At 66.8% G+C, this 18758-nt stretch carries 11 protein-coding genes and 6 pseudogenes; 16 read left to right on the top strand and 1 reads right to left on the bottom strand.

Annotated elements, in window-relative coordinates:
* The first annotated feature begins 15 nt into the window (after window positions 1-15).
* Both ACHMW8_RS14570 and ACHMW8_RS14565 read left to right on the top strand, forming a co-directional pair.
* On the top strand, window positions 16-1188 hold the full coding sequence (locus ACHMW8_RS14570) for a glycosyltransferase family 4 protein (RefSeq protein ID WP_395442934.1): 1173 nt from the start codon (window positions 16-18) through the stop codon (window positions 1186-1188).
* A pseudogene (locus ACHMW8_RS14565) lies at window positions 1185-2157 on the top strand (glycosyltransferase family 9 protein). The gene ACHMW8_RS14570 and the pseudogene ACHMW8_RS14565 overlap by 4 nt, the downstream one beginning before the upstream one ends.
* Before the next feature lie 9 nt (window positions 2158-2166).
* On the opposite strand, the gene ACHMW8_RS14560 reads toward ACHMW8_RS14565, so the two are convergent.
* Window positions 2167-2766 carry a YitT family protein gene (locus tag ACHMW8_RS14560; RefSeq protein WP_125156240.1) on the bottom strand — a complete coding sequence of 200 codons (600 nt, stop codon included), beginning with the start codon at window positions 2764-2766 and terminating at the stop codon, window positions 2167-2169.
* 266 nt (window positions 2767-3032) lie between these two features.
* On the opposite strand from ACHMW8_RS14560, the pseudogene infC reads away from it, so the two are divergent.
* From infC to ACHMW8_RS14490, 14 genes and pseudogenes are all read left to right on the top strand, one after another.
* Window positions 3033-3552: pseudogene (gene infC, locus ACHMW8_RS14555) on the top strand (translation initiation factor IF-3).
* 351 nt (window positions 3553-3903) lie between these two features.
* A pseudogene (locus tag ACHMW8_RS14550) lies at window positions 3904-5618 on the top strand (alpha/beta hydrolase family protein).
* Window positions 5619-5752: 134 nt separating this feature from the next.
* On the top strand, window positions 5753-7645 hold the full coding sequence (locus tag ACHMW8_RS14545; RefSeq protein WP_395445982.1) for an alpha/beta hydrolase family protein: 1893 nt from the start codon (window positions 5753-5755) through the stop codon (window positions 7643-7645).
* Window positions 7646-7816: 171 nt separating this feature from the next.
* Window positions 7817-9870 (top strand): annotated as a pseudogene (locus tag ACHMW8_RS14540) (alpha/beta hydrolase family protein).
* Window positions 9871-9926: 56 nt separating this feature from the next.
* On the top strand, window positions 9927-11120 hold the full coding sequence (locus ACHMW8_RS14535) for an MFS transporter (protein WP_395442933.1): 1194 nt from the start codon (window positions 9927-9929) through the stop codon (window positions 11118-11120).
* Between the two features lie 130 nt (window positions 11121-11250).
* Window positions 11251-11451, top strand: a complete 201-nt coding sequence (gene rpmI, locus ACHMW8_RS14530) for a 50S ribosomal protein L35 (RefSeq protein ID WP_018061454.1) — start codon at window positions 11251-11253, stop codon at window positions 11449-11451.
* 15 nt (window positions 11452-11466) lie between these two features.
* The gene (gene rplT / locus ACHMW8_RS14525; protein ID WP_047407297.1) at window positions 11467-11826 is read left to right on the top strand and encodes a 50S ribosomal protein L20; all 360 of its coding nucleotides are present in this window, start codon (window positions 11467-11469) and stop codon (window positions 11824-11826) included.
* 124 nt (window positions 11827-11950) lie between these two features.
* A complete protein-coding gene (gene pheS, locus ACHMW8_RS14520) occupies window positions 11951-13024 on the top strand; it encodes a phenylalanine--tRNA ligase subunit alpha (RefSeq protein WP_395442932.1) in 1074 nt (357 codons plus the stop codon).
* Window positions 13025-13147: 123 nt separating this feature from the next.
* A pseudogene (gene pheT / locus ACHMW8_RS14515) lies at window positions 13148-15587 on the top strand (phenylalanine--tRNA ligase subunit beta).
* Between the two features lie 219 nt (window positions 15588-15806).
* A pseudogene (locus ACHMW8_RS14510) lies at window positions 15807-15935 on the top strand (hypothetical protein); the annotation flags it as partial.
* 139 nt (window positions 15936-16074) lie between these two features.
* Window positions 16075-16371: a hypothetical protein gene (locus ACHMW8_RS14505; protein ID WP_395442931.1), complete on the top strand. Its 297-nt coding sequence runs from the start codon at window positions 16075-16077 to the stop codon at window positions 16369-16371.
* Window positions 16356-16643: a hypothetical protein gene (locus tag ACHMW8_RS14500; protein ID WP_395442930.1), complete on the top strand. Its 288-nt coding sequence runs from the start codon at window positions 16356-16358 to the stop codon at window positions 16641-16643. Before ACHMW8_RS14505 ends, ACHMW8_RS14500 begins: the two co-directional genes overlap by 16 nt.
* A 55-nt stretch (window positions 16644-16698) precedes the next feature.
* Entirely contained in the window at window positions 16699-17289 is a 591-nt protein-coding gene (msrA, locus tag ACHMW8_RS14495) for a peptide-methionine (S)-S-oxide reductase MsrA (protein WP_125156232.1), read from the top strand.
* A 76-nt stretch (window positions 17290-17365) separates the two neighbouring features.
* Window positions 17366-18757: a DUF4139 domain-containing protein gene (locus tag ACHMW8_RS14490; protein ID WP_395442929.1), complete on the top strand. Its 1392-nt coding sequence runs from the start codon at window positions 17366-17368 to the stop codon at window positions 18755-18757.
* Window position 18758 lies beyond the last annotated feature (1 nt).

Raw genomic sequence — 18758 nt, 5'->3', positions numbered from 1 at the left:
TTCGCCGAGAGTCGCGTGCCCGACCTACCCGCCGACTTCACCCTGCTGCAAGTCACGCCTGAGCTGGAAACAGGCGGGGCTGAACAGACGACGATTGATGTCGCCCATGCCGTCGTGGCGCAAGGCGGCAAGGCCCTGGTCGCGACCAAGGGCGGGCGCATGGCCTCTCGCCTGGAGGCCGACGGCGGCCGGCTGGCCCAGATGCCGGCTCAGACCAAGAACCCGCTGATCATGCTGGGCAACGCCGCGAGGCTGATCGACCTGATCCGGCGGGAGAAGGTCAGCCTCGTTCACGCCCGCTCGCGCGCTCCGGCCTTCAGCGCCCTGTGGGCGGCGCACGCGACCAAGGTCCCCTTCGTGGCCACCTATCACGGCGTCTACAACGCCAAGTCCAATCTGAAACGCTGGTACAACGCGGTCATGACCAAGGGCGACCTGGTCATCGCCAATTCGGAATACACCCGCGACCACGTCATCCGCGAACACAACGTCTCGCCCGATAAGGTCGTGGCCATTCCGCGCGGCGTCGACCTGTCGCGCTTCGAGCCCGGCGTGGTCAGCGCCGAGCGCATCCAGGCGCTGCGCAAGGCCTGGGGCGTCGCCGACGGCGAACGGCGCCTGAAGGTGCTGCTGGCCGGCCGCCTGACCCGCTGGAAGGGCCAGGCCCTGATGATCGAGGCCATGACCCTGCTGAAGGCGCGGGGCGAGGATCGCGTGCTGCTGCTGCTGGCCGGCGACGACCAGGGCCGCAAGGGCTATCGCGCGGAGCTTGAGGCCGCCATCGCCGCCGCCGGACTGCAGGACGCGGTCAAGCTGGTCGGACACTGCGACGACATGCCCGCCGCCTATCTGCTGGCCGACGTCGCCATCGCCCCGTCGCTGGAGCCGGAAGCCTTTGGCCGCACGGCGGTCGAGCCGCAGGTCATGGGCCGTCCGGCCATGGCCTCGGACCATGGGGCGACGCGCGAGACCATCATCCCCGGCGAGACCGGCTGGCTGGTCGCGCCCGGAGACGCCGAGGCCTGGGCCGATGCTCTGCTCGAGGCCTGCGAAATCGGCGCGGCCGGACGACAGACCCTGGGCCAGGCCGCACGTCTTCGTGCGCGGCGGTTGTATTCAGTGGACGCTATGTGCGAAGCGACCCTCAAGGTCTATGCACGCATATTGGGTTCGGAGCGTTCGTCTTGAGCAAGGAGATCAAGAAGGTTCTGGTGATCAAGTTGGGCGCTCTAGGCGACTTCGTCCTCGCGCTCGCGGCGATGAAGAAGATCCGCGAGGCCCATCCCAAGGCCAAGATCACGCTCCTGACCACGCCCCCCTTCGAGGCTCTGGCCAAGCTCAGCCCGTACTTCAACACCGTTGAGACCGATGGCCGCCCCGACGATCTGGGCGAAACCCTGGCCATGATCGGTCGTGTCCGCAAGGCGCGCTACGACCGGATCTACGACCTGCAGACCAACACCCGGACCAACTGGTACTTCCAGCTGCTGCGCCCCTTTCCGCCGCAGTGGAACGGCGTCGCCTTCGGCGCGTCGCTGCCCCAGAAGGGTTCGGCCCGGCTGCGCATGCACACCCTGGAGCGCCAGGCCGACCAGCTGCGCGCCGCCGGCATCTGGCCCGACGCCCCAACAGAACCGGGCAGCGCGCCGCCGCCGGACCTGTCGTGGATCCTGCGCAAGCAGAAGGAACCGCGCCCCGTCGCCGGCGCCGCCGCGCCGCGTCCCTACGTCCTGTTCGTGCCGGGCGGCTCGGCTCACCGGCTGGAGAAGCGCTGGCCGGTCGAGAACTACGCCCAGCTGGGCTCGCTGCTGAAGGCGCGAGGGCTGGACATCGTCATCATCGGCGGTCCGCAGGAAAGCGCCATGGCCCGCCAGATCCAGAAGGCCGTCGGCGGGGCCCGAGACCTGACCGGCCGCACCGACTTCGCCCAGTTGGCCGTGCTGGGGGGCCAAGGCCGCCCTGGCCGTCGGCAACGACACGGGTCCGACCCACCTGCTGGCCGCCGCCGGCGCCCCGACCATCGCCCTGTTCTCAGACGCCTCGGATCCCGAGCTGTGCGGCCCGCGCGGCCACGTGGCGGTGATCCGCTCGCCCGACCTCAAGGCCCTGCCGGTCAGCACCGTGGCCAGCGCGGCGATGGCGCTGCTGCCGCACTGATTTCGCGGGTCAGTACCCCGCGTACCGGCCCGGCTTGTGATTGGCGATGATCACCGCGCTCAACGCGACGGCGCTGGCGATCGACAGCAGCAGCTTGTCGAACGGAATCGTGAAGAAGGCCGCCAGGACGACCAGGCAGTCGGCGGCCATCTGGACCTTGCCGGCGCTGACGCCGCGCCGTTCGTGAAGATAGAGCGCCAGCACCCCCACCCCGCCGACGCTGGAACGGTGCCGCGCCAAGGCCAGGATTCCCATGCCGATGATCGTGCCGCCGAACACGGCCGAGAAGATCGGATCGACGCGTTCGACCTTCAGCCAGTACGGCATTCCAAAGGCCAGACCCGCCAGCAGCAGGTTGGTCACCAGGGTCTTGAAGGTGAAGCTCCAGCCCATGGTCCGTTGAGCCAAAACGTAGAACGGCAGGTTCAGCAGGAAGAACACCGTCCCCACGGGCCAGCCACCCAGGTACGAGACGATCAGCGCCACCCCGGCCACGCCGCCGGTGACAAGGCCGGCGGCCTTGAGCAGGGTCAGCCCCACGGCGATGAAGCTGGAGCCGATCAGGAGGGCGTGAACGTCCTCCAAGGCGGTGTGGCGATGCTGATTCATGGAGCTCGGGCGGGCGTCTTGAAGAGGAAAACATGTCCCCGTCTCGCCGTTTCCACCCCCGCGCACGCTGGGATCAGAAAAAACTGGACCCGCTCGACGTCTCTTTCGGTCGCCTTCGCTTGATAGAGCGAGGCTGGCGCGTCATATATCACTTTCTCGCGGCGCGCCCAGCGCGGTGCGCGCGCGTTCAGCTATACCTTTACGACTAGACCCTACGAACCACGCTTCACATCAACAGTACCGGAGCCGCCCCTATTCGCCGTCCTATGCAAACGCCGCCCGTTAAAGACGGACCGCGTATCAACGAAGACATCCGCGTCCCCGCGTCCTGCTGATCGACCAAAACGGCGAGAAGCAAGGCGAAATGCCACGTCCGCCGCTCTGGAAGCGGCAGAGGAAGCCGGCCTGGACTTGGTGGAAATCGTTCCGAACGCCAATCCGCCCGTCTGCAAGATCCTGGACTATGGCAAGTTCAAGTTCCAGGAGCAGAAGAAAAAGAACGAGGCGCGCAAGCGGCAGAAGGTGGTCGAGCTCAAGGAGATCAAGCTCCGCCCGAACATCGACATCCACGACTATGAAGTGAAGGCGAAAGCCATGACGCGCTTCTTCGAGGAAGGCGACAAGGTGAAGGTCACCCTGCGCTTCCGCGGTCGTGAAATGGCTCACCCCGAGCTGGGCATGAAGCTGCTCCACAAGGTCAAGGCCGACTTCGACGAAGTCGCCAAGGTCGAGTACGAGCCGCGCATGGAAGGCCGGCAGATGATCATGATCCTGGCCCCGCGCTAGGATCAATCATTGGGTAGACATCGAAACGCCCCGGCCCTCGCGGCCGGGGCGTTTTGTTTTATGCGTCCAAATTCGAGCGCTCGACACAAACGCGCGCCTTGGTAGAGTTGCGCATCGAGTTTGGGGGACTTCGTGCTCAAGACCTTGTTCGCCGCGACCGCGGCCTGCTTCGCCGTGCTTTCCGGCCCCGCCACGGCCGCTCCCAAGCCGGACCTGGCCATCTATGGCCAGCTCCCGACCATCGAGACGGTCGAGATCTCGCCCGACGGAACCAGGCTGGCGATTGTCGCCTCCAGCGGCGACCAGCGCATTCTGACCGTTCGCCAGATCGGCGGCGGCGTCATCAGCGGCATGAACATCGGGGCGGCCAAGCTGCGTGGCGTCGAGTGGGCCGGCCCGGATCACCTGCTGCTGGTGGGCTCTCAGACCACGATTGTCCCCGGCGTCCAGGGACCGAAGCAGGAATACTTCATGGTGTCCGACTTCGACGTCGCCACCGGCAAGCAAGCGCCCCTGTTGAACGATCAGGCCAGCGCGATGAACATCATCGTCGGCTGGCCGATGCCGCGCATCATCGACGGCCAGGCCGTCGCGATCCTGGAAGGCGTTCGTTTCGTCGACAACCGCGGCCAGGTCACGCTTTACCGGACGCTGATGTCCACCCGCGCCAGCAAAATCCACGACCTGGCGGGCGAGCCGAACACGAACGGTTGGCTGGTCAACGCCGCCGGCGAAGCCGTCGCCCAGTCGCTCTACGACCAGAAGCGCGGCGTCTGGTACCTCAAGACCAAGACCCGGGGCGCCTGGCGACAGATCGACGAGGCGGTGACGCCCATGGGCTCGTACGGGCTCGCGGGCTTCGGCCGCGACGGCAAGTCGATCCTGGTCTGGCGCACCGACGACAAGGACGAGAGCATCCTGCGCGAATACCAGATGGACGGTACGCACCAGGACCTGGCGCAGGGCATGGATCAGACAGCCCTGATCCATGACCCCGTCACCCTGGCGCTGCTCGGCGGCTACAAGCTGGACGGCGACGACCTGCGCTACACCTTCTTCGACGCCACGGCCCAGAAGACCTGGGACGCCGTCCGCAAGCCGTTCGGCGCGGACTATGTCAGCCTGGCCTCGTGGTCGCACGACCGGCGCAAGGTCGTCGTGCGCGCCGACTCCCAGACGGAAGGCCCCGGCTATTTCCTGGTCAATCTCGACACCAAGCGAGCCGACTTCCTGGGTCCAGTCTACAAGGGCGTGGACGCCAGCACCGTCTCGCCGGTGCGTTCCATCAAGTACAAGGCCGCCGATGGCCTCGAGATCAGCGGATATCTCACCCTGCCCAAGGGGCGCGATCCCAAGAACCTGCCGCTGATCGTGCTCCCGCACGGCGGCCCGCAGGGGCGCGACACCCCAGCGTTCGACTGGTGGAGCCAAGCGCTGGCATCGCGCGGCTATGCCGTTTTGCAGCCCAACTTCCGCGGCTCCGAAGGGTTCGGCTGGAACTTCATCAAGGCAGGCTTCGGCGAGTGGGGCAAAAGATGCAGACCGACCTGTCGGACGGCGTCCGCGATCTTGCCAGGCAAGGTATCGTCGATCCCAAGCGCGTCTGCATCATGGGCGCCTCCTACGGCGGCTACGCGGCCTTGGCCGGCGCGACTCTGGACAAGGGCGTCTATCGCTGCGCCGTCTCCGTGGCCGGCCCGTCCGACCTGCAGGCCATGCTGGCGACGGACCGAGAGCTGCACAATGGCGAACGCTCGTCAGCTCAACGCTATTGGATGCGCTTCATGGGCGCCAACGGCCTTAGGGATCCCGACCTGGCCACCCTCTCGCCGGCGCGTCAGGCGGCCAAGATCGACATCCCCGTCCTGCTTATCCACGGCAAGGACGACACCGTTGTGCGCTATGACCAGAGCCAAACCATGGCCAGCGCGATGAAGCGCGCTGGCAAGCCGGTCGAGTTCGTCACCCTGGACGGCGAGGATCACTGGCTGTCGCGCGGCGCCACGCGCCAGAAGATGCTGAACGCCGCCGTAGCCTTCGTCGAGAAGCACAATCCGCCGGAGTAAGGACGCCCCTTCGCGCCGCGCACGTCCGATTGCGAGCATCTGGACACCCCAGCGCCCCATGGTAGAGCTTGGTGCGACAGGGGGAGTTTTCAGTGCTCAAGTCTATTTTGGCGGCGGCCGCGGCCAGCTGGGTCATGCTGTGCACGCCGGCGCTCGCCGCGGACAAACCGAGTCTGGCGATCTACGGCGCACTGCCGAACATCGAGGAGGTGAAAATCTCCCCAGATGGCGCGAAGCTGGCGGTCATAGCCACGGACGGAGACCAGCGCTTCCTGTCGATCCGACAGGTCGGCGGCGGTGTCCTGAAAGGAATTATCGTCGGGTCGACCAAGCTTCGCGGTGTGGAGTGGGCCGGGCCCAACCATCTCCTGCTGATAACCTCGCGCACGACCGAGGTGTTCGGCCTGCAAGGCCCGGCGCGCGAATACATGATGGCGACCGACTACAACATCGCCACGGGAAAACAGACCCCCCTGCTGAAGGACCAGCCCGATGCGATGAACGTCATCATCAGCTGGCCCATGGTCCGAATGATCGACAACGAGGCGGTCGTCTTCGTCGAGGGCGTCCACTTCGTCGAGCAACGCGGCCGTGACATGCTCTACAGGATCAATCTGGACAAGCGCGCTACGCGGATGCTGGACTTCGGCGCACAGGAAGACACCGACGGATGGCTGGTCGACGCCGCCGGAGCGCCGGTCGCGCAGTCCCTGTATGACGAGCGGAACGGACGCTGGTCGCTGAAGATCAAGACCAACGGCGCATGGCGCAAGGTTGACGAGGCTGTCACGCCTATGGGGTCGTACGGCTTGTCGGGCTTTGGCCGCGACGGCCAGTCGATCCTGATCTGGCGAACCGACGAGGAAAACAACGACCTGCTCCGCGAATACAGGCTGGACGGCGGGCATCAGGATCTGCCCAAGGACGTCAGCCTTTCAGGTCTGATCCACGATCCCGACACCCTGGCTCTGCTGGGCGGCTACAAGCTGAGCGGCGATGATCTGCATTATACCTTCTTCGACCCAAAGGCTCAGAAGACATGGAACATGGTGGCCAAGGCGTTTGGCGATGACCGTGTGAGCCTCGCCTCGTGGTCGCGGGATCGACGCAAGGTCGTGGTGCTGGTCGACTCCAAGACTGATGGACCAGATTACGCCCTCGTCGACCTTGATGCGCGCAAGGCCGAATTCCTGGGATCAGTGTATCGCGGCGTCAATGCAGACACGATCTCGCCCGTCCGATCCATTAAGTACAAGGCGGCCGACGGCCTGGAGATCAGCGGCTACCTGACCCTGCCCAAAGGGCGCGATCCCAGAAATTTGCCGCTGATCGTGCTCCCGCACGGGGGACCGGAAGGGCGCGACGAACCGGGTTTCAACTGGTGGAGCCAAGCCTCGGCCTCGCGCGGCTACGCCGTGCTGCGGCCCAACTTCCGCGGTTCCGAAGGCTTCGGCTGGGACTTCGTCAAGGCGGGCTTTGGCGAGTGGGGCAAGAAGATGCAGACGGACTTGTCCGACGGCGTCCGCGACCTCGCGCGACAGGGCGTCGTCGACCCCAAGCGCGTCTGCATCGTCGGCGCGTCCTATGGCGGTTACGCGGCGCTGGCGGGCGCGACCCTGGACAGGGGCGTCTATCGCTGCGCCGTCTCGGTGGCGGGGCCATCCGACCTCAAGAAGATGCTGCAGACGGTCCGCGACGCGCATAACGGCGACATGTCGGCGACCCAGCGCTACTGGTTGCGCTTCATGGGCGCGGACGGGATCAAGGATCCCGACCTCATCGCGATCTCGCCCGCCAAGCTGGCCGCCAAGATCGACATCCCCGTCCTGCTGATCCATGGCAAGGACGACACCGTGGTGCGCTACGACCAGAGCCAGGCCATGGCTGACGCCCTGAAGAAGGCCGGCAAGCCGGTCGAGTTCGTCACCCTGGACGGCGAGGATCACTGGCTGTCGCGCGGCGCCACGCGGCTGAAGATGCTGACCGAGGTGATCGCCTTCGTCGAGAGGAACAACCCGCCGGACTGAGTCGGGCTGACGGCGGCGGCGGCGCGCGAGTACTTCCAGGCCTCGACTTGGATCTGGCCTGCGGCAAGCAGAAATCCCTCCTGCACGGCGCGAGAGAAATCAACTTAAGATTTACAAACCTCACCCTTTCGCCGCACTCTTCCGACGAGTTCTTAGGTTGGGGAGTTTGTGATGCTGAAGGTCATTCTGGCGGCGAGCATGGCAGCCGTCGTCGGCTTGGCGGCGCCCGCCGTCGCGGCGGACAAGCCCGACTTGGCTGTCTACGGCGCCCTTCCCAAAATCGAAGAGGTGGTCATCTCGCCCGACGGCTCGAAGTTGGCGGTGGTCACCACCGATGGAGGGCAACGTTACCTGACGGTGCGCAAGACCGAAGGCGGCGGCATCGCCGGCGTCGCGCTGAAGGCCACCAAGCTGCGCCACGTCATGTGGGCGGGCGAGGAGCATGTCGTGCTGGTCGTCTCGCAGGCCTCGCAGGGCATGACCCTTGCGGGTCCGCCGCGCGAATATTTCATGGCCAGCGACTTCAACATCGCCACGAACAAGCTGCGACCTTTGCTGGACGGCGCCAAGAAGGTCGGCACCAAGATCGGCGTGGAGGAAACCTTCAACATCATCGTCGGTCCGCCCCAAGTCCGCGTGGTCAAGGGTGATCCGGTGGTGTTTCTGGAAGGCGTCCGCTACCTGCGCGGGACCGCGGCCGACACGCTATACGCCATCAACCTCCGGACGGGCACGCTGCGTCTCGCTGAGAACACGCCGCGATACAGTACAGACGGCTGGCTGGTCGACATTGACGGAAAGCCGGTCGCCCAATCCACCTATGATATCAAAAGCGGCCGAGGCGCCCTTTTGATCAAGGCCGGCGGGGGCTGGAAGAAGGTCGACGAGGCCGACTCGCCGACGGGCTCGTACGGCATTTCCGGCCTGGGGCGCGACGGCAAGTCCGTGCTGGTCTGGCGTCGCGGCGACGACGACGTCCTGCGCGAATACAGCAGAGGCGGCGGGCGCGAGGCGCTGCCGGGCGATCTGGATTTCGACGGCCTGATCCACGATCCGTACAGCGCCCGCCTGCTCGGCGGCTACACCCTGGACGGCGACGAACTGCGCTACACCTTCTTCAACCCGGCGGTTCAGAGCGCCTGGTACGCCGCGATCAAGCCGTTCGGCGATGCGCGCGTCAGCCTCAAGTCCTGGTCCAGGGACTGGAGTTCGCGTGATCGTGCAGGTGGATAAGCCCGCCGAAGGCCCGGCCTACTACCTGATCGACCTCAGGACCGGGAAAGGCTGGTTCCAGAGCCGCGTTTACGAAGCGGTGAAGCCCGAGGCGATCTCGCCGGTCCGCTCGATCAAGTACAAGGCCGCCGACGGCCTGGAGATCAGCGGCTACCTGACCCTGCCGCGCGAGCGTCAGCCCACGAACCTGCCGCTGATCGTCCTGGCGCATGGCGGGCCCGAAGGCCGCGACGCCCCGGGCTTCGACTGGTGGAGCCAGGCCTTGGCCTCGCGCGGCTACGCCGTACTGCAGGCCAACTTCCGAGGATCGGCGGGCTTCGGCAAGGATTTCGTGAAGGCCGGTTACGGCGAGTGGGGCCGCAAGATGCAGACCGACCTGTCGGACGGCGTCCGCGACCTCGCCAAGCAGGGCATTATCGATCCCAAGCGCGTCTGCATCATGGGCGCCAGCTACGGTGGCTACGCGGCCCTGGCCGGCGCGACCCTGGACAAGGGCGTCTATCGCTGCGCGGTCTCTGTCAACGGCCCGTCCGACCTCAACCTGGTTCGCCAAGAGGTCGTCTCGCCCAAATCGGTATGCTACTGGGTTTTCGACTGGGATACCCCCTGTCCGAAAACCGGAGCTGGCCCCGTCAATCCGGGCCGCATGCTGTCTTCGGACCTTGAAGATCACGGCGCCCGATCCTCGACCTCGCCGCGCTACTGGCTGCGCTTCATGGGATCGGACAAGAAAGCCGACCTCGACGCCATTTCGCCGGTCAAGCTGGCTGACCGCGTGGATGTCCCAGTGCTGCTGATTTCACGGCACGGACGACACCATCGTTCGCTTCGAACAGAGTCAGGCCATGGCCGACGCGCTGAAGAAGGCGGGCAAGCCGGTCACGCTGGTTCCTCTGGAGGGCGAGGACCACTGGTTCTCGCGCGGCGCAGGACGCGTGAAGATGCTGACCGAGGCCGTCGCCTTCGTCGAAAAGAACAACCCGCCCGACTGATCGCGGCGATTGGCGGATCGCCAAGGCCGAGGTTCGGGCGTAAACCGCGCGTCCCCATGTCCGAACCCGCCAACAGTCCCCGCGCCCTGGCCGTCCTGCTCCTGGTTGTCTTCATCAACCTGGTGGGCTTCGGCGTGGTCATTCCGCTGCTGCCCTTCTACGCCAAAGCGATGAACGCCGCCCCGTGGCAGGTGACGACCATGTTCGCCGCCTACAGCCTGGGCCAGTTCTTCGGCGAGCCGTTCTGGGGGCGGATGTCCGACCGCATCGGCCGGCGGCCGGTTCTCATCGTCACCATCGTCGCCAACGCCATCGCCTACCTGGCCCTGGCCTTCGCGCCCAACATCTGGATCGCCATGGCCATCCGCCTGGTCGGCGGCTTCGGCAGCGGCAATATCTCGACCATCCAGGGCTACATGGCCGACGTCACCCCGCCAGAAAAGCGCGCGGGCCGCATGGGTCTGCTGGGCTCGGCCTTCGGGGCCGGCTTCGTGATCGGCCCGTCGCTGGGCGGTCTGCTGGCACATCCCAGCGCCGGGAGGCTAGGCTTTCAGATCCCGCTGTTCGTGGCCGCCGGCATGGCGGCGCTGGCGACGGTCGGCGTCCTGCTGTTCGTGGCCGAGAGCCGCGCGCCCTCCGCCCCCGGCGTCAAGCAGCCCGGCCGCCGCGAGGCGCTCAGCGCGGCCTCGGCCCATCCGATCCTGTCGCGCGTGCTGCTGGTCACCCTGGTCTCGACCGGCGCTTTCGCGGGCATGGAATCGATCTTCGGCCTGTGGGCCAACGCCCGCTTCGACTGGGGCCCGCGCGAGGTCGGCCTGTGCTTCGCGGTGATCGGCGTCATCGCTTCGCTCGGCCAGGGCCTGCTGACCGGCCGCCTGGCCCGGCGGTTCGGCGAAGGCCGGGTGCTGACCACCGGCCTCGTCATCATTTGCGCCAGCCTGTTCGTCTCGCCGTTCGTGACCCATCCGGGCCTCGCGATCGTCGCCGTCGGCTGCACGGCCTTCGGCCAATCCCTGGTCTTCCCGTGCGTCGCGGCCCTGATCTCGCGCGCCAGCCCGCCGGACCGCCAAGGCCAGATGCTGGGCCTCAACATGGCGGCCGGCTCCCTCGCCCGCATCGGCGGTCCGCTGCTGGCCGGCCCCCTGTTCGGACTCGCCACCGGCGGGCCCTACTGGTTCGGCGCGGCCCTGACGGTTCCAGCCATCTTCTTCGCCATGACCATCGTTCACCGCGCGAAAGCGGCAGCGTGAGGCCTAAGGCCTTGCCTTGGACGAGTCTTTCCCTTAGTAACGCCCCCTTTCCGGAACCGCCTGGCCAATTGGCATGCCATGGCGGTTCGTCTTGCTATCCCAGAGGACGGGGCGAAAGCTCCGACGCGAAATGCCTAAGTTGAAGACCAAGTCGGGCGCCAAGAAGCGCTTCAAGATCACGGCCACGGGTAAGCTGAAAGCCGGCGTCGCCGGCAAGCGCCACCGTCTGATCGGCCACAACGGCAAGTACATCCGCCAAAACCGCGGAACGAAGGTGATGAGCGAGGCTGACGCCAAGACCATCCGTTCGTACCTGCCCTACGGCCTTTAAGAGGAGCGCTGACACATGGCTCGCGTCAAACGTGGCGTCACCGCCCACGCCAAGCACAAGAAGGTTCTTGAACAGGCGAAGGGCTTCTACGGCCGCCGCAAGAACACCATCCGCACCGCCAAGGCCGCCGTCGACAAGGCCGGTCAATACGCGTACCGCGACCGCAAGGTGCGCAAGCGCGCCTTCCGTTCGCTGTGGATCCAACGCATCAACGCCGGCGCTCGCATCGAGGGCTTCACCTACTCGCAGTTTATCCACGGCCTGGACGTGGCGGGTGTGGTGATCGACCGTAAGGTCCTCGCCGACATCGCGGGCAACGACCCGGCTGCGTTCAAGGCTATCGCTGACAAGGTCCGCGCCGCCCTGGCCGCTTAAGGTCTTTTTCGGGTCCTACGATCCGAGTTCGATCTGAAAAGCCCTCCGGTGCGAACCGGAGGGCTTTTTGCTGCGCGTTATCCGGTTCCAACCGCCCCCGAAACCGCCTAGACGGATGCCCGTCATGACCGATCTCAACACCCTCGAATCCGACGTCCTGGCCCAGGTGGCCGGAGCGACGGACCTCCAAGCGCTCGACGCCGTCCGCGTGGCCGCCGTCGGCAAGACCGGCTCGATCTCGGGCCTGCTGAAAACCCTGGGCGCCATGAGCCCCGAAGAGCGCAAGACCCAAGGCGCGGCGATCAACGCCCTCCGGGACAAGGTCACCGCCGCCATCGCCGAAAAGAAGGCGGCCCTCGAAGCCGCCGAACTCGACGCGCGCCTGGCCAGCGAGACTCTGGACCTCTCCCTGCCCGCCCCGTATCGCCGCAAGGGCAGCGTCCACCCGACCATGCAGACCATGGACGAGATGATCGCCATCTTCGCCGAGATGGGCTTCGCCGTGGCCGAAGGTCCGGACATCGAGGACGACTTCCACAACTTCACGGCCCTGAACTTCCCGCCGAAGCACCCGGCCCGCGAGATGCACGACACCTTCTTCTTCAACACGAAGGAGAATGGCGAGCGCATGCTGCTGCGCACCCACACCAGCCCGGTGCAGGTGCGGACCATGGTGTCGCAGAAGCCGCCGATCCGCATCATCGCGCCCGGCCGCACCTATCGCGTGGACAACGACGCCACCCACACGCCGGTGTTCCATCAGGTCGAGGGCCTGGTGATCGACAAGGGCATCCACATGGGCCACCTGAAGTGGACGCTGGAGACCTTCCTGGCCCGGTTCTTCGAGACCGACGCGGTGACGACCCAGTTCCGCCCGCACCACTTCCCGTTCACCGAGCCGTCGGCCGAGATGGACGTGCAATGCGATCGCTCGGGCGGCGAGATCAAGATCGGCCAGGGCACGAGCTGGCTCGAGATCCTGGGCTGCGGCATGGTCCACCCGAACGTCCTGCGCGCCTGCGGCATCGATCCGGACGAGTACCAGGGCTTCGCCTTCGGCATGGGCGTCGACCGCCTGGGCATGCTGAAATACGGCATGCCGGACCTGCGCGACATGTGGTCGTCGGACGTCCGCTGGCTGTCGCACTACGGCTTTAGCGCGTTCGCCGCGCCGAACCCGGCGTCGGGATTGAGCTAGACCTGAACCCTCCCCTCCCCCTTGCGGGGAGGGGCCGGGGGTGGGGGTGAAACACCGCCATCTCCGAGCACGCACCCCCACCCCAACCCCTCACCGCAAGGTGGAGGGGCTTGGAGACCGAAAATGAAATTCACGCTCTCCTGGCTCAAGGACCATCTTGAGACCACCGCCACAGTCCCCGAGATCGTCGCGGCCATGACCATGGCCGGGCTCGAGGTCGAGCACGTCATAGATCCGGCGACGAAGCTCAAGCCCTTCACGGTCTGCAAGATCGTCGAAGCCGCGCGCCACCCGAACGCCGATCGCCTGCAGGTCTGCCAGGTCGACACCGTCGACGGCCGCAAGGAGATCGTCTGCGGCGCGCCGAACGCTCGCGCGGGTCTGACCACGATCTACGCCCCGATCGGCGCCTATGTGCCCGGCCTGGACGTGACCCTGGTCGAGAAGCCGGTGCGCGGCGTCGTCTCCAACGGCATGCTGTGCTCGGCCGCCGAGCTGGAATACGCCACCGAGAGCGCCGGCATCATGGAGCTGCCCGACGCCTTGCCGGTCGGCACGCCGGCCGTCGACGCCCTGGGCCTGGAAGCCGTGATCGACTTCGAGGTGACGCCCAACCGCCCCGACTGGCTGGGCGTGGTGGGCATCGCTCGCGATCTCGCCGCCGCCGGCGTGGGCAAGCTGAAGGACGTGTCGATCGCGCCGATCGCCGGGACCTATCCTTCGCCGATCAACGTCAAGGTCGACGGCGAGGCCTGTCCCGCGTTCGCTGGCCGCTATATCCGCGGCGTCAAGAACGGCCCCTCGCCCAAGTGGCTGGCAGGATCGTCTGACCGCCATCGGCCTGCGCCCGATCAACGCCCTGGTGGATGTCACCGACCTGATCACCTACGACCGCGCCCGGCCGCTGCACGTCTATGACGCGCACAAGCTGTCGGGCGCCGAGATCTCGACGCGCCTGGGCCGCCATGGCGTCCACGGCGACGAGCACCTGATCGCTCTCGACGGCAAGACCTACGAGCTGACGCCCGAGATGTCGGTGATCGCCGATGCGTCGGGCGAGCGTCCGATCGGCCTGGGCGGCGTGATGGGCGGCGAGAGCACTGGCTGCTCGGAAGAGACCACGGACGTCTTCGTCGAGAGCGCCTGGTTCGACCCGATCCGCACGGCCCAGACCGGCCGCGCCACCGGCATCGCCAGCGACGCCCAGTACCGCTTCGCCCGCACGGTCGACACCGGCTCGCTGGTCCCGGGCATCGAGCTGGCCACCAAGCTGATCCTGGAACTGTGCGGCGGAGAGCCGTCGGAAGTGCTGCTGGTCGGCGAGGCCCCGGCCGCGCCCAAGCCGATCCTGTTCGATCCGGCCTATGTCGGCCAGCTGTCGGGCCTGGAGATCGCGCCCGAGCGGTCCTTGCAGATCCTGCGCGACCTCGGCTTCACCGTCGAGCCGCCGAAGGACGTGTCGGCCGCCGACTTCGTCACCCATGCCGAAAGCGTGGTCTGCGTCACCCCGCCGACCTTCCGCCGCGACGTGGAAGGCAAGGCCGACCTGGTGGAAGAAGTCGCCCGCATCGCCGGCTACGGGGCCCTGCCCTCGACGCCGCTGCCGGAGGTTCCACGCGCCGTCGGCGGCATCCTGACCGCCAAGCAGGCCCGCGCCCGCACCGCCCGTCGCGCCCTGGCGGCGGCCGGCTATTCGGAAGCCGTGACCTTCAGCTTCACCAGCCACGAGACCGCGCGACTGTTCGGCGGCGGCCAGCCGGAGATGCTGCTGGCCAATCCGATCGCCTCGGAACTGGACTGCATGCGTCCGTCGCTGCTGCCCAACCTGATCGATGCGGCCGGCCGCAACGCGCGCCAGGGTTTCCCCGACGCGGCCCTTTTCGAGATCGGCCCGACCTTCCATGGCGAGCGTCCCAACGATCAGCGCACGGTGGTCGCGGCCATCCTGGTCCCCAAGGCTCCGCGCGGCTGGAACAAGGCCGCGCAAGACGACGTGTTCACGGTGAAGGCCGACCTGCTGGCGCTGCTGGAAGAGCTGGGCGCGCCGGTGGCCTCGCTGCAGACGGCGCAGGGCTCGGCCTCGTCCTGGTGGCACCCGGGCCGCTCGGCGCGCCTGCAGCTGGGTCCCAAGGCGGTGATGGCCGAGTTCGGCGAGATCCACCCGGCGGTGTTGAAGGCCCTGGACGTGGCCGGCCCCGTCTACGGCTTCGAGATCACCCTGGAGGCGATTCCCGAACCGAAGAAGAAGTCGATCAAGACCCGCCCGGCCTTCTCACCCTCGGCCCTGATGCCGCTGACCCGCGACTTCGCCTTCCTGGTCGAGAAGACCAAGGCGGCGGGCGATCTGGTCAAGGCCGCGGCCGGCGCCGACAAGGCGCTGATCACCGCCGCGCGCGTGTTCGACGTCTATGAAGGCCCCGGCGTGCCGGAGGGCTTCAAGTCGATCGCGATCGAGGTCGTCGTGCAACCGCGCGAAGCCACCCTGACCGAGGCCGAGATCGAGGCCCTGTCGGCCAAGATCGTGGCGGCGGCCGAGAAGGCCGGCGGTAAACTGCGGTCGTAAGAGAAAAGGGGCTGGTTTCGTACTGGCCTCTCCCCGGACCCAACGACCTCGCCTGTGAGATCAGGCGGGGTCGAGCGCCCAATTTTTGACCACCCCGCTCAGAAACAATCAAAACCTGCCCGCCCCCGCGACCGATCGCCCATCCCGCAGGCAAGACCTTGCGCGATGGCCACCGTCGCGCTACCTGTAACAAGCGCTAACTGGACTCATAGCTTCCACATGCAATCGACCTTCGCCTTCGCCGCCTTCGTGACCACCGGCCTCGCCGCCGTGGCTGCGATGTCGTGCGCCGTGGCGATGTGGAACATGATTAACCAGATTAAAACCGTGCCAATCCGGACGGGCAAAATCGGCGCAAGCGGTAGGAAACCTACCCTCCACACAGCCGAAGGATCGCAAGATCTCCAAAAGCCCCGCTCCCACGAGCGGGGTTTTTTGTTGCGCGGTTCCTCGGTCCTCCAAGCCTCTCATGCATAGGACCCCCCCAATGAGCTACCTGCCCTCCCCACCTTCCTTCCATAGCGACCAGGAAGGCGTCACCGTCCACCAGCTGCTGCTGGCCGCCCAGGACGCGCCCAGCGCCCTTGAGGCCGTGCGCCAGGGCCTGAGCGACAGCGGCGCCGAGTTGTGCGGCCTGACGATGAAGCCGGTTGGCCAGATCGTCGAAGCCAGCCTGCGCGTCCGCCATCTTGGCGACCAGGCCGCCCGCCTGCTGGCCCGCGACCTGGCCGCCTGGCCCGGCGTCAGCTCGGCCTCGGTCGAGCATCAGTGGTTCCGACCGTGAGCCCCCTCGTAGACCCTCTCAAACCGGACGAAGAGAAACGCCGTCTCTTCCTCATCACCACCGACGACACGCCCGACGCCCTGATGCGGGTGCTGGGCGTGGCCTCGGTGCAGCAGACCCGCCTGCGCGCCCTGTCCGCCGCTCCCGAGGGCCAGCACATGGCCATTAGACTCGAGATCGACGACCAGGGCGACGACCGGGCGCAGGTGCTGGCCTCGCGCCTGGCGGCCTGTCCCAGCGTGCGCGGCGTCGGTTTCGGCTGGCGGGCGTAACCTTTCGCCGCTTCCCTGCGTATCTAGGATCAAGTCCGCTTCTGGAGAGACTTCGATGCGCCGCCTGCTCGCCCTCCTCGCCACCCTCTTCGCCCTGACCGGCGTCAGCGCGTCCGCCGCGGCGACGCCGAAAACCGAGACCGCCGTGTTCGCCGGCGGCTGCTTCTGGTGCATGGAGCACGACATGGGCGGCATCCCCGGCGTGCTGAAGGTCGAAAGCGGCTACACCGGCGGTCACGTCAAGAATCCGACCTATCGCGACGTCACCAGCGAACGCAGCGGCCACTACGAGTCGGTGCGCGTCACCTATGACCCGGCCAAGCTGGACTACGGCTTCCTGCTGTATCGCTACTGGAAGCTGGTCGACCCGACCGATGACGGCGGCCAGTTCTGCGATCGCGGCCCGTCCTACCGCCCCGCCGTCTTCGTCACCCCCGCCCAGCGCCCGATCGCGGAGAAGTCGCAGGTCGAAGCCGCCAAGCGCCTGAAGTCCGGCACGATGAAGGCCCAGATCCTGCCTCTGCAGACCTTCTATCCCGCCGAGGAGTACCACCGCGACTACGCCAAGCGGCACGCGCTGGACTACAACCTCTACCGCGCCGGCTGCGGCCGTGACGCTCGTCTGAAGCAGGTTTGGGGCGGCTAGGTTTAAGCTCAACCCAGCCTAGACTCCGCCGCAATCCCGTGCTGTTTTACTTTTGTAAACACACGGGAGGACGTCCATGCACCGTCGCGCTTTGCTGGCTTCGGCTGGCCTGCTGCTGGTCCCTCTCACGGCCCGTGCTCAGGCTCGGGAGGTCTCGATCACCATCTACAATTCAGATCTGGCGCTGGTCGAGGACGCCCGCCCGCTGGACCTGAAGGCTGGCCGCCAGAAGCTGGAGTTCAAGGACGTCTCGGCCCAGATCCGTCCCGAGACGGTCAGCCTGTCGGCCCCTGGGGTCAGCATCCTCGAGCAGAACTTCGACTACGACCTGCTGACCCCCGACAAGCTGATGGAGAAGGCGGTCGGCCAGCAGGTGAGGATCGTCCGCACCAATCCCGGCGACGGCAAGGAAACCACCGAGGTCGCCACCGTGCTGGCGGCCAACCAGGGCGTGGTGCTGAAGATCGGCGACCGCATCGAGGTGCTGCGCGACGACGGCGTCCCCACGCGGGTGATCTTCGACAAGGTGCCAGAGACCCTGCGCGCGCGCCCGACCCTGTCGGTCAGCGTCGAGGCCGCCAACGCCGGTCCTCGCCAGGCCAAGCTGAGCTACCTGACCTCGGGTCTGTCGTGGAAGGCCGACTATGTCGCCCTGTTCGACGAGGCCAGGAACGTGCTGGACCTGCAGGGCTGGATCACCCTGTCCAACACCTCCGGCACGCCGTTCGAGAACGCCAAGACCCAGTTGGTGGCCGGCGACGTCAACCAGCTTAACTCGACCACCCCCTATCGCCCGATCCGGCGCGCCGTCCCCGGCGGCGTTCCCGGCGTGGTGCGCGCGGGCACGGAGAGCGGCGCGGGCGAACGGATCGCGGACTATTACGTCTATCCCCTGCCCGAGCGGACCACGATCGCCTCCAACCAGAACAAGCAGGTCGGCTTCCTGTCGGCCCAGGGCGTCGCGGCCAGGAAGGTCTACGAGGTGCGCGAGGGCTGGTTCTCAAGCCAGGCCGAGCCGGTCAAGGCCGTGGTCGCCATCCAGTTCGGCAATGGCAGGCTAGCGGGCCTGGGCAGCCAGCTGCCGGCCGGGGTCATGCGGGTCTACATGCGCGACGCGGCGGGCGATCCGAAGTTCGTCGGCGAGAACGCCATCGGCCACACGCCGGCCGGCTCGGAGCTGTCGATCAAGACCGGCGAGGCGTTCGACGTCTCCAGCCAGGCGACCCTTGTGGCCGAAACGCGGGTCTCCAAGACCCGCACCCGCTACGAGATGAAATACCTGCTGCGCAACGCCAAGGACCAGCCGGTCGTGGTCGAGCTACGGCAGGGCGGTCTGTGGCGCGACGGCGAGGTCAAGGCCGAGAGCCTGAAGAGCCGCGTCATCGACGCCCGCACCCTGGGTTGGAGCGTCCCCGTACCGGCGAACGGCGAGACGACCCTGACCTTCTCCGTGGAGACGGGGTGGTGAG

It is taken from the genome of Caulobacter sp. UC70_42 (genome assembly GCF_044056025.1).
Lineage (GTDB): Bacteria > Pseudomonadota > Alphaproteobacteria > Caulobacterales > Caulobacteraceae > Caulobacter.
This window is presented reverse-complemented; position numbering and strand designations above follow the sequence as displayed.

Excerpts from the sequence above, each read along its gene's own strand:
- ACHMW8_RS14560 (WP_125156240.1), bottom strand. The coding sequence starts at position 2,766 with ATGAATCAGCATCGCCACACCGCCTTGGAGGACGTTCACGCCCTCCTG.
- ACHMW8_RS14545 (WP_395445982.1), top strand. The coding sequence starts at position 5,753 with ATGCTGTGCACGCCGGCGCTCGCCGCGGACAAACCGAGTCTGGCGATC.
- ACHMW8_RS14535 (WP_395442933.1), top strand. The coding sequence starts at position 9,927 with ATGTCCGAACCCGCCAACAGTCCCCGCGCCCTGGCCGTCCTGCTCCTG.
- rpmI (WP_018061454.1), top strand. The coding sequence starts at position 11,251 with ATGCCTAAGTTGAAGACCAAGTCGGGCGCCAAGAAGCGCTTCAAGATC.
- rplT (WP_047407297.1), top strand. The coding sequence starts at position 11,467 with ATGGCTCGCGTCAAACGTGGCGTCACCGCCCACGCCAAGCACAAGAAG.
- pheS (WP_395442932.1), top strand. The coding sequence starts at position 11,951 with ATGACCGATCTCAACACCCTCGAATCCGACGTCCTGGCCCAGGTGGCC.
- ACHMW8_RS14505 (WP_395442931.1), top strand. The coding sequence starts at position 16,075 with ATGAGCTACCTGCCCTCCCCACCTTCCTTCCATAGCGACCAGGAAGGC.
- msrA (WP_125156232.1), top strand. The coding sequence starts at position 16,699 with ATGCGCCGCCTGCTCGCCCTCCTCGCCACCCTCTTCGCCCTGACCGGC.
- ACHMW8_RS14490 (WP_395442929.1), top strand. The coding sequence starts at position 17,366 with ATGCACCGTCGCGCTTTGCTGGCTTCGGCTGGCCTGCTGCTGGTCCCT.